The sequence below is a fragment of the Methanogenium cariaci JCM 10550 genome, from assembly GCF_001315945.1.
Lineage (GTDB): Archaea > Halobacteriota > Methanomicrobia > Methanomicrobiales > Methanomicrobiaceae > Methanogenium > Methanogenium cariaci.
Window position 1 is genome coordinate 61,581 of the sequence record NZ_BBBG01000005.1, and the last position, 13,762, is coordinate 75,342.

17 protein-coding genes, 1 tRNA gene and 4 pseudogenes are annotated in these 13,762 nt (G+C 54.9%); 11 read left to right on the forward strand and 11 right to left on the reverse strand.

Annotation, left to right across the window (positions count from 1 at the left end; all coding sequences use genetic code 11):
* The first annotated feature begins 45 nt into the window (after window positions 1-45).
* The 3 genes from JCM10550_RS06135 (at window position 46) to JCM10550_RS06145 (ending at window position 1,780) form a co-directional block, all read left to right on the forward strand.
* Window positions 46-942, forward strand: a complete 897-nt coding sequence (locus tag JCM10550_RS06135; protein WP_062397746.1) for a GAF domain-containing protein — start codon at window positions 46-48, stop codon at window positions 940-942.
* Between the two features lie 86 nt (window positions 943-1,028).
* On the forward strand, window positions 1,029-1,277 hold the full coding sequence (locus JCM10550_RS06140; RefSeq protein WP_062397747.1) for a hypothetical protein: 249 nt from the start codon (window positions 1,029-1,031) through the stop codon (window positions 1,275-1,277).
* Window positions 1,274-1,780 carry a sensor histidine kinase KdpD gene (locus JCM10550_RS06145; RefSeq protein ID WP_062397749.1) on the forward strand — a complete coding sequence of 169 codons (507 nt, stop codon included), beginning with the start codon at window positions 1,274-1,276 and terminating at the stop codon, window positions 1,778-1,780. Before JCM10550_RS06140 ends, JCM10550_RS06145 begins: the two co-directional genes overlap by 4 nt.
* Before the next feature lie 35 nt (window positions 1,781-1,815).
* On the opposite strand, the pseudogene JCM10550_RS06150 reads toward JCM10550_RS06145, so the two are convergent.
* A pseudogene (locus tag JCM10550_RS06150) lies at window positions 1,816-2,984 on the reverse strand (TIGR04083 family peptide-modifying radical SAM enzyme).
* Window positions 2,985-3,177: 193 nt separating this feature from the next.
* On the opposite strand from JCM10550_RS06150, the gene JCM10550_RS06155 reads away from it, so the two are divergent.
* Both JCM10550_RS06155 and JCM10550_RS06160 read left to right on the forward strand, forming a co-directional pair.
* On the forward strand, window positions 3,178-3,753 hold the full coding sequence (locus tag JCM10550_RS06155; protein ID WP_062397751.1) for a hypothetical protein: 576 nt from the start codon (window positions 3,178-3,180) through the stop codon (window positions 3,751-3,753).
* On the forward strand, window positions 3,717-5,060 hold the full coding sequence (locus tag JCM10550_RS06160) for a HAMP domain-containing sensor histidine kinase (protein ID WP_083475341.1): 1,344 nt from the start codon (window positions 3,717-3,719) through the stop codon (window positions 5,058-5,060). The genes JCM10550_RS06155 and JCM10550_RS06160 overlap by 37 nt, the downstream gene beginning before the upstream one ends.
* Before the next feature lie 475 nt (window positions 5,061-5,535).
* Here JCM10550_RS06160 and JCM10550_RS06165 read toward each other — a convergent pair.
* Window positions 5,536-5,623: transfer RNA gene (locus JCM10550_RS06165), tRNA-Leu, on the reverse strand.
* Between the two features lie 226 nt (window positions 5,624-5,849).
* Here JCM10550_RS06165 and JCM10550_RS06170 point away from each other — a divergent pair.
* Window positions 5,850-6,353: a hypothetical protein gene (locus tag JCM10550_RS06170; protein ID WP_062397754.1), complete on the forward strand. Its 504-nt coding sequence runs from the start codon at window positions 5,850-5,852 to the stop codon at window positions 6,351-6,353.
* A 150-nt stretch (window positions 6,354-6,503) separates the two neighbouring features.
* Here JCM10550_RS06170 and JCM10550_RS06175 read toward each other — a convergent pair whose 3' ends face one another.
* The 6 genes and pseudogenes from JCM10550_RS06175 to JCM10550_RS06190 form a co-directional block, all read right to left on the reverse strand.
* Window positions 6,504-6,995 (reverse strand): HDIG domain-containing metalloprotein, encoded by a 492-nt coding sequence (locus tag JCM10550_RS06175; protein WP_062397756.1) that lies wholly within the window; start codon window positions 6,993-6,995, stop codon window positions 6,504-6,506.
* Entirely contained in the window at window positions 6,995-7,513 is a 519-nt protein-coding gene (locus tag JCM10550_RS06180) for a transcription factor (RefSeq protein WP_062397758.1), read from the reverse strand. Before JCM10550_RS06180 ends, JCM10550_RS06175 begins: the two co-directional genes overlap by 1 nt.
* The gene (locus tag JCM10550_RS24535) at window positions 7,507-7,971 is read right to left on the reverse strand and encodes an ATP-grasp domain-containing protein (RefSeq protein ID WP_281175297.1); all 465 of its coding nucleotides are present in this window, start codon (window positions 7,969-7,971) and stop codon (window positions 7,507-7,509) included. The genes JCM10550_RS06180 and JCM10550_RS24535 overlap by 7 nt, the downstream gene beginning before the upstream one ends.
* An 8-nt stretch (window positions 7,972-7,979) precedes the next feature.
* Complete coding sequence (locus tag JCM10550_RS24540; RefSeq protein ID WP_281175285.1) at window positions 7,980-8,333, reverse strand: ATP-grasp domain-containing protein; 354 nt, start codon at window positions 8,331-8,333, stop codon at window positions 7,980-7,982.
* Complete coding sequence (locus JCM10550_RS22270) at window positions 8,287-8,604, reverse strand: hypothetical protein (protein WP_245618804.1); 318 nt, start codon at window positions 8,602-8,604, stop codon at window positions 8,287-8,289. The genes JCM10550_RS24540 and JCM10550_RS22270 overlap by 47 nt, the downstream gene beginning before the upstream one ends.
* Window positions 8,601-9,133: pseudogene (locus JCM10550_RS06190) on the reverse strand (tRNA (cytidine(56)-2'-O)-methyltransferase). Before JCM10550_RS06190 ends, JCM10550_RS22270 begins: the two are co-directional and overlap by 4 nt.
* Window positions 9,134-9,521: 388 nt before the next feature.
* Between JCM10550_RS06190 and JCM10550_RS06195 the strand changes: the two are divergent.
* Window positions 9,522-9,923, forward strand: a complete 402-nt coding sequence (locus JCM10550_RS06195) for a hypothetical protein (RefSeq protein ID WP_062397760.1) — start codon at window positions 9,522-9,524, stop codon at window positions 9,921-9,923.
* Between the two features lie 17 nt (window positions 9,924-9,940).
* Here the strand turns inward: JCM10550_RS06195 and JCM10550_RS06200 are convergent.
* From JCM10550_RS06200 to JCM10550_RS06210, 3 genes and pseudogenes are all read right to left on the reverse strand, one after another.
* Window positions 9,941-10,703 (reverse strand): annotated as a pseudogene (locus tag JCM10550_RS06200) (UPF0280 family protein).
* The gene (locus JCM10550_RS06205) at window positions 10,649-11,035 is read right to left on the reverse strand and encodes a 4Fe-4S binding protein (RefSeq protein WP_062397761.1); all 387 of its coding nucleotides are present in this window, start codon (window positions 11,033-11,035) and stop codon (window positions 10,649-10,651) included. The pseudogene JCM10550_RS06200 and the gene JCM10550_RS06205 overlap by 55 nt, the downstream one beginning before the upstream one ends.
* Window positions 11,032-12,574: pseudogene (locus tag JCM10550_RS06210) on the reverse strand (homocysteine biosynthesis protein). Before JCM10550_RS06210 ends, JCM10550_RS06205 begins: the two are co-directional and overlap by 4 nt.
* A gap of 145 nt (window positions 12,575-12,719) precedes the next feature.
* Between JCM10550_RS06210 and JCM10550_RS24545 the strand changes: the two are divergent.
* From JCM10550_RS24545 to JCM10550_RS06220, 4 genes are read left to right on the forward strand one after another with little or no spacing between them, the layout of a single operon-like run.
* Complete coding sequence (locus JCM10550_RS24545) at window positions 12,720-13,025, forward strand: Nif3-like dinuclear metal center hexameric protein (RefSeq protein WP_281175286.1); 306 nt, start codon at window positions 12,720-12,722, stop codon at window positions 13,023-13,025.
* Entirely contained in the window at window positions 13,009-13,242 is a 234-nt protein-coding gene (locus JCM10550_RS24550; protein ID WP_281175287.1) for a Nif3-like dinuclear metal center hexameric protein, read from the forward strand. The genes JCM10550_RS24545 and JCM10550_RS24550 overlap by 17 nt, the downstream gene beginning before the upstream one ends.
* A complete protein-coding gene (locus JCM10550_RS22275) occupies window positions 13,200-13,442 on the forward strand; it encodes a Nif3-like dinuclear metal center hexameric protein (protein ID WP_245618805.1) in 243 nt (80 codons plus the stop codon). The genes JCM10550_RS24550 and JCM10550_RS22275 overlap by 43 nt, the downstream gene beginning before the upstream one ends.
* Window positions 13,442-13,753 carry an SWIM zinc finger family protein gene (locus JCM10550_RS06220; RefSeq protein WP_062397763.1) on the forward strand — a complete coding sequence of 104 codons (312 nt, stop codon included), beginning with the start codon at window positions 13,442-13,444 and terminating at the stop codon, window positions 13,751-13,753. The genes JCM10550_RS22275 and JCM10550_RS06220 overlap by 1 nt, the downstream gene beginning before the upstream one ends.
* Window positions 13,754-13,762 lie beyond the last annotated feature (9 nt).

The following is a 13,762-nucleotide window of genomic DNA, read 5'->3' on the forward strand; positions in this document are numbered from 1 at the left end:
CAGTGTTTGTGAGGTGTTCCGGCCGGGTGCTTCATCCGTGCGCATGTGGTTGACTCTGAGGGGAGTGGCGTCCCCCCCTCGCTGGTCTCGGTTTCAGAAATCCCCCCCGGTTCTCCCCCCCTTGCTGCCGCAACCATTTATCCCGGTTCTCCTGTCAGTTCTCAACCGGCGGGTCTGCATGAGGAAAAGACCGTTCGCACTCCCGCTGAAGGCCGGACAATTCCGTATGAAATATTTGATACCTACCCTCATGCCGTCATTGTCCTTTCCGACACCGCATGCCGGTATTATAATACGGCAGCGCGGAAATTGCTGGGAAAAAATGCCTTTTTAAAGGATCGCCCACCAAAGTTCCGCCTTGCAGACAACGATTTTTCCGAACTGGTGAATTCCCTGAGAAGTCATACCGGGTCATCGGCTCCCGACTCCCGGATGATTGAAGATCAGCTTCGCATCAGCAGAACGCGCAGTATTGATGTGGAAATTCTGCTGGTTCTCTTACCCGATGATTTCCGGAATATTCTGGCAGTATTCCGTGACATTACCTGCAAGAAACATGCAGAGTCTGAGCTTTTGAAACGCAACAACCAGCTCTTAATGATCAATGAAGTCATGAAAGTGGCAAACTCAGTCTACACGCTGGACGAGATGCTTGAAGAGATTCTTCAGACGGTTATCCGTGAGATGGATTTTGATCTCGGCTGGATCTACCTGCGGGATACCGATGCGAAATGGGCAACCATCGTTGCATCATCCGGTGTCCCCGAACGATTTGTCGAGGCCAGAATGCGGCAGAATGTGCTGGATTATCCGTTTAATCTGGTCTTTTTTGCGATGCAGCAGCACTACGTGGAGAACCTGCCGAATCATCCGCCCGGACCGATTGATTCAAAGGTGTTAGAAGAGGTGGATGCGCTCTCATATGCCGGCATCCCCCCCTGATATCCGACTCCGTTGTTGTCGGTGCCCTCTACATCGGCAGACGGTCCTGCTACTCGTTCTCTCCCTTTGAGAAGAAGACGCTGGAGATGATCGGTTCTGAAATCGGGAGTACGATTCTCCGGGGGGGTATCCTGCAGGACCGGCTGGAGGATGCCTATAGTGACGCAAGTCTTTATCTGGATATCATGCTCCATGACATCAAGAACGCAAATGCTGCGGTTCGGGGGGGATATTCCCAACGCCTGATGGACTATACCAGAGAGGGGGGGGCGACAGGTACGCCACCAAAGTCCGGTGGCATACCCATCATATCACGGATATTCTCGACAATGTGACCACGATCCGGAGAATCACCGATGAGTCAACCGAGATGACCCCCCCCATCAATCTTGATGCCCTCATCAGTGCTGAAATTTCCCAGCATCCGGAGGGGGCGATCGCTTTTATGCGAACTGGATGTACGGTCTGGGCGGACGGTCTGCTCTCCGTGGTCTTTACCAATCTTATCCGAAACAGCATCAAATACGGCGGTTCGGGGGTGCATATCTGGATCAGCAGTGAGGAGGCGGACCATGAAGTGACCATCACGGTTGAGGATGACGGGCCTGGCCTGTCTGACGATAAGAAACTGCAGCTCTTTTCGCTCTTTCAGGAATCCACCACCGAACGGGGGGGACGCGGCCTTGGTCTGCATATCACCCGCCTTTTGATCCGGAGGTACGGGGGGAAGATCAGACCGGGCGACCGGATACCCGGCCGCCCTGAGAGTGGGCTTTCCATCCGGTTTACGCTTCGCCTGGTGGAAGGGACAGAAGACGATGCGGAGATCCTGTATTAGCTAAAGAGATAAAATTGGAAATCGTATCCGATTGGTTATTCAGACACGATCTTCTGCATTAAATCCATGATGCCCGCCTTTTCGTTCCGCTGCCTTCTCCGGGAACCGCCCATTCCCATTGGGGGGGCTGACCCGTAGAGTTCTTTGTTGAGCCGGTCATTGAGTTCGTCAAAGATCTGTTTGTAGGCGGGACAGTGCGGGTCGACTGCCTTTACCTCTCCTCCGGTTGGGTGATGGCATTGTAGGGGGGGCAGCCGCCACGGCAGTACTTGATATGCGGGCATTCCTTGCAGTGCTCATCCACAAAGTCGCTGAAGGCGTGCATCAGTTTCCATGCTCGTGATTCGGCAAGGTCTGCTTTTGTCGGGCGGTCAGAGACATGGCCCATCACCCATTCCGGCATGCCCACAAACCGGTAACAGGGATAGATGCTGCCGTCCGGGCCGATGGCAAAGGTGTTGCCCATGCAGTTGTTGAAGGTGCAGACTGTCCCCCCCGTTCGGGTGAATACGCACTTGAAGAGGTCGTTGATGTTCATGATCTCCGCGAGTCCAGGTTTTCCATGTATTTGTCGAGGAGGAAGATCAGGAGGTCTCCGTATTTCTCCGGTGCCAGCGCCCATTTTTCCGGCTCGTCGCCCCCCCGGAGGGACGGAAGTGCCGGGTGCAGTTTGAGCACAAACCCGTTCTCCATGAAGAAATTGAAGATCTCTTCGCGATAGTCAACGGAGTATGCGGTGAAGGTGCAGATGAAACGCACGAAAAGACCGTTATCCCGCGCAATCCGGTAGCCGTGCATGGTCTTGTCAAAGTATCCCTCCCCCCCCGCTGTATGTCGTTAATCTCTTTCGGGCCGTCAATGGAGGTGCCGACGGGCACCTTGTATGCGGCAAATATCTGTGCCAGTTCCGGTGTCATCCGCCAGAGATTGGTCTGGATGCAAACGCCGGTTTCAGGTGTGCCAGTTCTTCGGAGAGGAGTGGGAGCGCCTCACGGTAGAAGTCAGCTCCCGCAAGCAGGGGGGGTTCTCCCCCATGAAATGTGATGGTCACCTGCCGTTCGTCAAAATCCCTGAGCCAGGCCGCCGCTTCCCGGATGGTCTTCAGGCTCATCATCGGCGAGTCCTCCTCTGAACTCCAGCAGTAGTGGCAGTTACCCGGACAGCCAAGGGTTGGTATCAGCATCACATGGAAGGGACTTTTCATACCCCAGATTTTAGGTCTCTCTCTCAATGAAGGTTCGGATTGTCCGGTCTCCGGTGTGATGCGTCGAAACAATCCTGCGGGGGGGGCTTTTTTGGGTGTATGAGGCATGCGGAGAGATTCAGACGGTGTTCCCCAGGTATGCCTGTTTACTAAAAAAGATATGTTAAAGTCATTCCCATCCCTAAAAACTGTAATGAAAAAAGATGGGAGACAACAACTTTCTCTTCAGACAAGCTTTAGTCTCGTCATCTTTCTGGTATTTATCGTTCTGACCATCTCTGTTTCTGCAATTCTCTATTCTTCGATGGAAAAGAATATTGTCAGCCAGTTTGAGGAGAAAATGGATCAGACGGCGGTGTCTGTCACCCATTCCGCCATTCTTGCGGACAAAGGTCTTATTCTCTATGAAAAAGCCTACGAAACGCAGATTGAGGCGGCATTCACCCCCCCGTTTCTTGAGGCATATGATCAGTCCGGTGGGAACCCGGGCACAATCGATCTCGATGCCCTGAAAACTGAGATGGAGCATTCTGACTGGGAGATCGATCTCTATGTCATCAATGAAAGTGGCGTTATTGAATATACCACCTTTGAGCCCGACAGGGATTTGATTTCAGCACAATTCCTGTGTTTTATTCGTCAATTACTAAAATACGTGAGGGGGGATAACTTTTCTGCTGACCGGGTATGTGCCAGTCTCTCTGATCCCGATGAAGGAAAAAATTTGCCTATATGCCCACTCCGGACCACCGGTATCTGCTGGAGATGAGTTTTCGGTCCGAGTCATTTATGGAAGGGCGCAAGAACTTTCCCTATTCTGCCCTCTCCGATCTGCTACTGAAGGATGACTCTGCCCTGCGTGCGGTCTCTATCTTTGATATCACCCACCGCCGACTGGCAGGGCATGGTGCATCTGCACAGGGAGAAACCCTCACACAGGTGGAACAGGTCTATGCCGACCGTTCGGGATTTGATATCATTGATAAACAAAATGAAACCATCACGCGTTATGTCTATATTGACCTGGTAAATAATGAATATCCGTCATCTTCCCAGATGAACCTTGTCGGTGAAATTATCTTTTCAACTCAATCCCTCCGTGATTCACTCAATTTGCTGCTGTTTAATGTGGTTTCTCTCAGTCTGCTCGGGGGGGTTGGCATCGGGGGGGTGTTTTTTGCATACTATATCTCCTATTTCCTGACGCGGCCGGTGAAAGCGATCATATCGGATATTGACTGTATCGCAGAAGGGCATCTGGACCATCCTATACGGGAGGCGGAGTCAGCAGAGACGGAAAACCTCCGGCGGAGTGTGAATATTCTTGTCGGGCGCCTGAAGTCTGAAATTCTGAGGCTGAAACATACCTCCAGTGAGCTTGATGCTGAACTGAAACGGACGCATGAAGCGGAGAAGGCACTGATGAGTGCGAACAGGAAACTGGGGGGGCTGCTCTCGAGCATTACCCGGCATGACATTCTCAACCAGATCCGGGCCCTTTCAATGATCTCCGCTCTCCTGAATGAAGCGATGGGCGATGATGCGAACGCAAAGAAGCCTCTGAGGATCATGGACGACGTGACTAAAACGATGGAGGACCAGATCACCTTCACTCGGGAGTATGAGATGCTGGGTTCAAAGATTGCAGAATGGATGCATGTCGGGTCACTGGTAACAGAGGTGGCCGAGGGCACCGCATTCCGTCAGATCACAACCGAGATTACCACTGGCAATCTTGAGGTGTTCGCCGATCCGCTGTTGAAACGGGTGATCTTCAATCTGTTCGATAATGCCGTGCGCCACGGGGGAGAACTGACCCGGATAACGGTTTCATTCCGTGAAGAGGGCGACGGGGGACTGTTGATCGTTGAAGATGACGGATGCGGTGTGGCTGAGAATATGAAAGAGAAGATCTTCTGGAAAAAGACCGGCAAAAATACCGGTTATGGGCTCTTTCTGGTGCAGGAGATCCTCTCCATCACTGGCATGACCATCTGTGAGACGGGAACGGAAGGAGTCGGGGGGGCCCGCTTTGAGATAGGGATTCCCGATGAGTGCTACCGGTTTAAGGAGTGAACTCTCCCTGAGCAAAAGACTCTGAGGCTTTCTGCTCTATTCCCCCCCGAACGGAAATTGGGACTCCTGTTTTCCTTCCGTTTTTTGTCACTTTTCCTCCCTCTTTCGCTCCCTGCATTGGGGGGGAATCGGGGGGGGTGAAATGACCGTATTTTTGCTCATATTTTACTGTTGGTAAAACCAGCGTTTCCTGCCGGTTATTTGCTCAGAATACGGCGTATTGTGAACTATTATGCGGTCGCTATTGACGAGTATTTTTGGAGGATGTATCCGTTGTCTCAACGGAGAACGGGTCGCTCCGGGCTTCTGTGTGAACTCGTTTTTCCAAGGCACAGGTATGCCGGATGTACCATTTCATGATTATTCCGCCGGGAAAATTGAATTGATTCCGTATTCAAAACAAATGATTAGAATCGCTGAATAATGACAAGCGAAAGCTACTCCCCCCCGCTACCGGGTGTTAAAAGTGAATAAATGCGGGAGGAGCGATTCGAACGCTCGGACTCCTACGAGACTAGGCCCTCAACCTAGCGCCTTTGACCTGGCTCGGCAACCCCCCCCGCACAGGAATGTGAGAAACAGCCAGGACGATGACATCAACACAGACGGAAAACACCCCCGGAGGAGTTCAGGCGACTGCGCCATGTTACTCTACATAGAATGACGTAAGGGAAGATATATGTTTTGATTTGATATTCTGCCCCCCCCTGTCTGCCGGAATATAGTGCCCGATCATTTTGCCGGAGAGGATGAGTGGTATTTTTAGGAATCAGGTGTAATGCTATCGTGATGTGGGCAAAGATACTGGATGCATTCAGTGATTCACCTTCCCAAGCGCAGGTTGTACGGTTTCTTCTGGAAAACGGCCTGGGCATCAATGAATCTGGCCGGGTCACGGTAAATGGTATAGAAATTCCCGCAACCCATCTCTCAAAGAATATTGGGACCGATCGCCGGGTCGTCGATGCCACGGTGAAACGGATCCTATCCCTTCCTGCCATTCGTGATGTGTTCCTCAACCTCCGGGCGACACCGGATGTCAGCCGTATCGCCGCGTCCCTCGGCCTTACGGTGATCACGATTCTGCCGGATGATGCAGCACAGAAGGGTGTGGTGGGTGAGGCCGTGAAGGTCATTGCCGACAATGGCATATCTATCCGTCAGATATTTGTCACCGACTCCCATCTGTCAGAAGACCCGAAGCTGGTCATTGTGGTCGATGAGTCCCTTCCGCCATTCGTCTATGAAGGTCTGCGTGCCCTCCCCCAGGTCAAAAAACTCATTATAGAATAATTTTTTCCGTATATTCCCTGAATCGAAATGGTCTTGCTCCCGGAGACGGGGGGGTTTCACTCCGGGATATTTTTTGTTATGTCCTACACACCGGTTGTCTGTGCCACTGGCACAGGTATATCCTGTCTGAAAAAAGAGACGAACGACTCTTCAGAGACGTTCCACGTCTGCTGCAAGGGCGGCGATGCGCCTGACAATGATCTCCGGGAGGGTGGCGGAGGCCATCTCCAACCGTTCTTCAAGGGAAATGATTCTGGTGCCCCCCCTGACCCGGTTGTCCGCATGGGCCACGATCTTCTCTTCCGGTGTCTGCGGAATACAGTCAACTGGTTTCAGACCCTCTGCCCGGCACTCCTCTGCGGTCAGACCGGCGCCTATGTGGCACTCAACAATGCGTGCCACCGCTTCCGAGAGACCGTATTCCCGGCATATGTCGGCACCGATCTGGCCATGGGCCAGCGCATGGGTCTGCGACCTGCCGATATCGTGCAGGGCCGCGCCCCAAGAGACCAGTTCCCGGTCCACCGGTCGCAACGCCGCATAGCGGCAGGCAAGGTCATGTACCACGCGGCAGTGGGCAATTACATTGTCCGGGCACCCGGCCCGGTACAGAAAGAAAAACGGGTCTTCTGATGAAGGCATCAGATTTTGCCCAGTGTCACCTTTATTGCAGCAACACGTGTCTTGAGTGCATTGAGCAGCAGTTCGTTATCATAATGTTCCATCTGGGTCCCGCAGCCGCAGGCAAACTCGAGTGCAAGGGCGTCGTTGAACGTATAGACGATACCACAGTTGTTACAGATGTAAAAGTCGTTCTCGTCTTCATACCGTTCCCGTGCATCCAGTTTGTCGAATGCGTTCTCCATGTCCTCGGTGAGGGCATCGTTCAGGTTATCCAGCCTGAGTGTCCATTTGTAGGTAAGCCACCCGGTCTCCTGATTTTTTTCCCGCCGGTACTGGGCGAGGCGCTTTCCGTAAAGGGTATACAACGTATTACGGACGGCATTGAGATTTATTCCGGTCTCCTCGGCCAGTTCCTCATCGGTTTTTTCGACTTTACGGTCAAAATTTTCCAGAAGGGTGAGTCCTTCTTCTCCCACCATCCGGATCAAATATGCCCGGACCGCAGGATTATCCAGCACGTCTGTCTCCTCTACCATCTGCTCATATATCTGAGTACTCTGGTAATAGTCTTATCCAAGGCATCGAGCGCTTCACCCTCATCCACACCACGGCCATAGGCGCTGAGGACCGCACTTCCCTCTTCAATCTCGGTTCCCGGCCACGGGATGTCTGCAATGTCGGGGTGAAGTGATTTCAGGTCATCCTGTACCACACAGTCGTGATCGGCAAAGATGATAGAGCGGGCGGCAGTCATGTTCGGGACCGGACGGGCGGCGGGCAGGATGCCACGGGCTGCATTGCAATGCAGCTCAAAGATATTTGTCCCGGTCGTCATCTCCACGATGTCAAGCGTGGCCTGGAACCGTGGGTTGATTTCAATGCTGCGAATGCCGTCAGCTGTCAGCATAAAATCGATGCCCAGTGAACCGACACACCCGCTTTTTGCGGCGATATCCTCTGCAAGGGTGAGAATATGTTCGCGTTCTTCCGGCAGGAACGGAGTTATGGCCCCCCCGGCAAATCCGAACCGGCGTTCCCCCCTTCCCCCCCGCCGCGGTTAAACTGGCGGTTCAGACTGAGGGCCCGTGCGGACGTACCGTCCGCGATACAGGAGACACTACAGGAGATGCCCTCCACCGGCTGCTGGCGGATGTAGGGCGTGTCCGGCCAGCACTCCGTCCATACCGTCTCATCATCCGCGGTGGCGGCAAGCGTATTGCGCCAGCCGCCCGCGCCGGTGTCCGGTTTAATGAACGCGGGATATGTTCCTTCGGGAAGAAGGGGGGGCGGCACCGGAAACGCATGCTCTTCAAAGAATTCCTGGATGCTGGTCTTTGTGCAGAACCGGGCAGCCACATCCGGCGGCGTCCCGCGGAAGGTGTCCCCCGAGGTCCATATCCTCGGCACCGGAGGTGCTGACGATGGCATCAAACGTATAGCGTGCACAGAGGTCTCCGATGAGGTCCGGAAATTCGGCCAGTTCCTCAAAGGTTTGGTATTCTTTTGTGTACCAGCTGAGATCCTGATCACAGAAATGGTCGATGGCGCAGACCTCATAGCCTGCGGCATAGGCAGACCTGACCACGTGGCGGGTGGCAAAGCCTGCAACAAGGACGCGGCCCTTCAATCCTCGAACCTCTTGCCGTGTTCTGTCGGGATGATTTTCATCTCCGCATCCGGGTACTCGCGGTTCAGTTCACCTCCGTCAAAGAGCCGGTCGAGGATGAGGGCCAGGCTGGAGATCTCCGAGTGGGGGGGCTGGGTGGTGACCGATATATTGTAGTCGGCAAGGTCGTAGATGTCCGAGGGCACCTTCTCCGCACCAACGACCACGAGCACCTTTTCGTGTGTTTTGATCTCACCGATGGCATCCGTCATCCGCAGACCGTACATCGTCAGGTGGACAACGACGCCCCCTGCGTCTTTCCATTCGCGGATGACCTTCTTCCATGAGACATTATTCTCGACAAAGAAGTCGCCGCCCCCCCAGCGGTTGGCGACATCCGTTGCCGACTGGCGCACGCCCTTGTCGTCTGCTGCAAGGTACATGGCCTTTGCCCCCCCAGCGCCCGGGCGGTCAGGGCGACATGGGTTGTCACCCGCTGGTCACGTTCCGGTCGGTGGCCCAGCCGCAGGACCCGTACGTCTGATACCATTATTCGTCCCCCCCCTTCCTTTCGGACCTTAATGACGCCGTCCTCCATGTAGATGGGGGGGGAATCCTTCATGGCCTGTTTCAGTTCTGCGGAGATGAGTATTTCCTGAATGGATTTTGCCGTGCAGGTATCATTCTTTCGGGAAATCAGGCTGTATCTCTGCAGGCGTTCCAGTGATTCTTCGATAATGTGTTCTTCTGTCCCGGTCATTCTGCAGATCTCATCCACGGGTATTTCGGATTTTTCTGCGATAATATGGTATATCTGCCAATCTCTGTCTTCTGCTCGCACATGGAAAGGTTACCCGGATGCGGGCATATACTTTTTTACCGTTTCATCGTACAACAACAGAGAACAGAGATTGTTATGTGCATCAGACAGGAGATATATGACCGAATATTCTGAACTGGCAGAGCTTGCCGACCGTATCCTCGCAACCGGGGGGGAGGATGATGTGACAGAACTGGTTTCTGTCCTCGATACCCTTGACGAAGGCGTGAGAAATGAACTGCTGGTCTCCGATTTCCTGAATGCCTATCAGGTATTCTGGTATTTCTTCCGGTATGAACCGGAAATACTCGCAGCAGAACGCCTCATGCTCTCGTCTGCCTCCTCTCTTCCCCCCCGGGGTGTGCTGGTTGAGGAGCGCGACATCTATGAGATTTGGTTCCGGGTTGTGGATGCCCTTCCTGAGATGCGGGTCACCGACGGGGGGGAGGAGGTGCTCGTGACCTTCCGGGGGGGGAAGGGCGCATATCGGGACGCGGCAGAGTGGGTGGACAACAACTAATTATTTTTGAACATCCGTCATCTGCCCGCGGTGATCAAACTGGTATCAACCGCTGCCCGTACGATCTCCGGGAGCCTGCCCCACCGGCAGAGGAGGTCCCCTGCGATCACACAGATGCCGCAGACGTCCCTGAGATCACGCGCCTGAAAAAATGCATCCGAACATTCGGTAAAGTCATTGCACAGCGCAGTCGCCCAGGCATCGGCAAGGGATACGTTCCGGGAGAATACGGTCACGGCATCGGCCGTCCCGAATGAGACCGACGGACCCACGGTGGCAGAGGAGGTGCAGATGCCGAGGATGGTCTCCTGCGGCGGTATGCGGAAGGCCAGCTTCCCGGAGAAGGGGGGGAGAGGCCCGCATGAATACCAATGGTGACCTCACGGTCGGCAATGAGGGCGATGTCCCCCGCCGTTATCGATTACCGCAAAGGCAGCTCCCGCCTCCTGCATCGCTTCCACGCCAAACCATGCGATTGTTCCTGCAACCGCGGCCATCGGGCCGACTCCTGCGGGTTTCGATGCCACGGCCATCCGCTGTGCCACCGGGGGAGGATGTCTCCGGGGGCGTAGGTTCATAGGTTGAGCCAAAAAAAGGGTTCCGGAGGATTTCGCGTTCCAGTTCACTCCGGGCGTCCACCATTGCCTCTTTTGCGATGGTGATATATTTCTCCTCATCGGCGAGGATGGTGGTGATGGTGGTCCGGTACTGGAAATGTTCCCGGATCATGGGAGCAGGGAAAGGGCCTGATGGGGGCAGGCCTCCACGCATTTTCCGCAGAGGACGCACTTTGAACTCTCAATGCAGAGCGTCCACGTCTCATCGAATGAGAGCACATCCTGCGGGCAGACACTGATGCATGCCCCGCAGTTTACGCACTCGGACTCGTCCCGGATGACCGAATCTTCGATCTTCTTTACGCGTGCGCCTGCCTTCTCCATCGCATCCGATATGACTTTTGCATCCTTGTCGGGGATGTCGATGAGGACTTCACCCTCGTTTGACTCGATAAACGCCCGCTCGACGTTTATGAGCACGCCGGTCTCTTTGACGGTCTGTGCGATGAGGGGCTGTTTGCCGCCTTTTTTGGAAAAGGTAACCAGTAGTTTCATCGCTTCCACCCCCCCCGTTCAAAGAGTTTGCCCAGATCGATTGCCGAAAGAATGCCGACAAGTTTTCCGGTTTCGTCGACGACCGGGAGGGCACTGATATTGTTTTTCTCCAGCTTGCGGGTGGCCACATCCACCGGCTCGGTCGGGGAGGTGGATACGACCCGTCGGGTCATGATGTCACGCACTGTCTCGCCTTTGCCATTGGATGCCGCCACTGCCTTGGAGATGTCAAAGGTGGTGACGATGCCGACCAGCCGGTTGGTGTCGTCAAGCACCGGGAGATGATTGATTTCCCCTTTGAGCAGGCGTTTTGCCGCCGTCTGGATCTTCTCGTCTTCCCCCGATGGTGACAAGGTTTGTGTTCATGATGTCACGAACAAGAGGGGGGGTGCGTGCCTGATCGCGCATCGGGCGTGGGGGGGTCTTTTGTGTGTTCATCCTGCGGGTGGGGGGGAGGGCGAGCTCCATTCTTCCGCTTTCGACCCATGCCTTCAGTTCATCCGCGACCTCAAGCGCTTTCTTGTATGAAGAGAGGGACGATGTCTTCACCTCTTCCCCCCCGTTCATCTCCACCAGTCCGCTCTTCAGTTCGGCGTAGGTGACTTCACGCAGAGTGGGGCGGTCGCGGTTGGGGACACCGTAATCCGCAATCGTGGTCTTCAGGTCTTCGTCACGGACGGCCGTCCGGCGCACGATATCTTCATCGAGAACGGGAATGGGCACACCGAGGCCGACGTAGAGCGTGCTGTTGTATCCCTTGAAGGTGGCCGCGCGGAGGAAGTCGGTGGACATGCCGTTCATATCTCCGGTTGTCATCAGGGTGGCGAACCCGTTGCCGGGTGAGGCCTGCGTGCCTTCCCCCCCGATGATCATGCCCTCAGCGCCGCAGAGGAATATCGGGACACCGCTGCCGATGATGCGCAGGTCGGGGGGGTCATTGGGGGGGATGGGGGGGGAGAGACACCCGGCTCCGGAGTATGAGACATTTCCGGTATTGGGCAGCAGGGCGCCCATATAGGTATACAGGGTCCGGTCGGTGGTGTTGGATGCCGCCACATATGACTGATAGGAATTGCGCGGATTGACCATGGTCGCCTGATTCATATCCTCAAGGGTCAGGTCAATCTCCAGTGTCTTTCGGGGGGGTAACAGTCGGTTCCCTTTGACTGTGCCCGTAACTGGACGGAATTCCCTGCGACGAGATCTTCGAGCACATGGCGCCGCCGTATGAGGTGCCCTGTGTCTCTGATTTCTGGGTGGCGCCCAGATAGGCGTCCACTGCCGCAATGCCTGCATATGCCTCCACTTCGTTCAGCCATACCTTCTCCATCCGTATGGGGGGGGATCGGAATGCCCGAAATTAAAGAATGCACCGGAGGAGCACATAGCGCCGAACGTGCCGGTTGTCACCACGTCGACTTCCCTGAGTGCGCCCTTCACACCCAGTTCATCAACAATATCCGGCATCTGGTCTGCCCTGACTGCCCGGGCATTGCCGTCACGAATGCGGGTGTTGATGAGCTCAATGGTCTTTTCCATACTCCATTATATGATATGCTGCATAATTAATGCTTGCACATATTACTACTAGTAATTGGGACTTCTCTGGATCCTGTTTGGCGGGGGAATGCATCCGCGGGGTAATCCATACCTTTATTCCCGGTTGTTTCTCTACGTATCTGGTATGCAGATTGCTGATTTTATTGCCATGCTTGAAGAGATTGCACCGCCGGAGCTTGCAGAGGAGTTCGATGGTGGCAGAATCGGCCTGATCATTGAAGGACGCAGGGACGTGAATACCGTGTGCTGTGCCCTTGACGCGACCCTTCCGGTGGTCCGGGCGGCGGTCGCAGCGGGGGCGGATATGCTTGTCGTGCATCACACGCCGATATGGAATCCGCTGACACGCATCGGGGGGGGAAATCGGGAGAGATCATCGGAACCGCCCTCGCCGCCGGCTGAATGTCTATGTGATGCACACCAATTTTGACCATGCAGAGGGTGGCATCAACGACGCACTGGCAGAGACTCTTCGGCTCACGGAGGTTGTGCCCCTCTCACTGGGCGTCATCGGCACGCTTACCCGTTCCCTCAATGACGTGTCCGAACTCCTGGGTGCACCCCCTCCGCATTTACGGGGGGGAGGTGCATCTGCCCTGTCGTCTTGCTGTCGTCGGGGGGGGTCGGGGGGGTTCTCCCCGACCTGATAGATGAGGCGGAAGCACAGGGTGCGGGGGGGGCCTTCCTCTCGGCGGAACTGAAACACAGTGTCATGCGTGCTTCCGGTATTCCCCCCCTCATTGAATCCACCCATTATGCCACCGAAGCACCGGGGATGCGGATGCTTTCCCAACGGATGGGCTGGACCTTCCTTGAAGACATCCCCCCCGCACTGGTGCAGCGCTGATGAGTGACAGTAACACAGAATGGATGGTCGCCGAGGTCTGTCGCCTCTATGATGCCAAGGGAGATAAGGCGGTGTCGGCTGCAAAAAACGGACGGGTGATCCAGTATCGGGACTTCTGTGTGGTGGTCGGCACCACAGACACCTATGTCGTGGATGATGCATTCTGCACCTGTGGCGATTTCACCTACCGGGGAGTGCAGTGCTGGCATATTCTTGCCTACCGGACGGCAAAAGCGCTGGGAACGATTGTCGTGCGTGATGAGTGGTACCACGACCTGCTGGGAAAACCGGGAGAAACAAACACTATATGAAATCCCGTG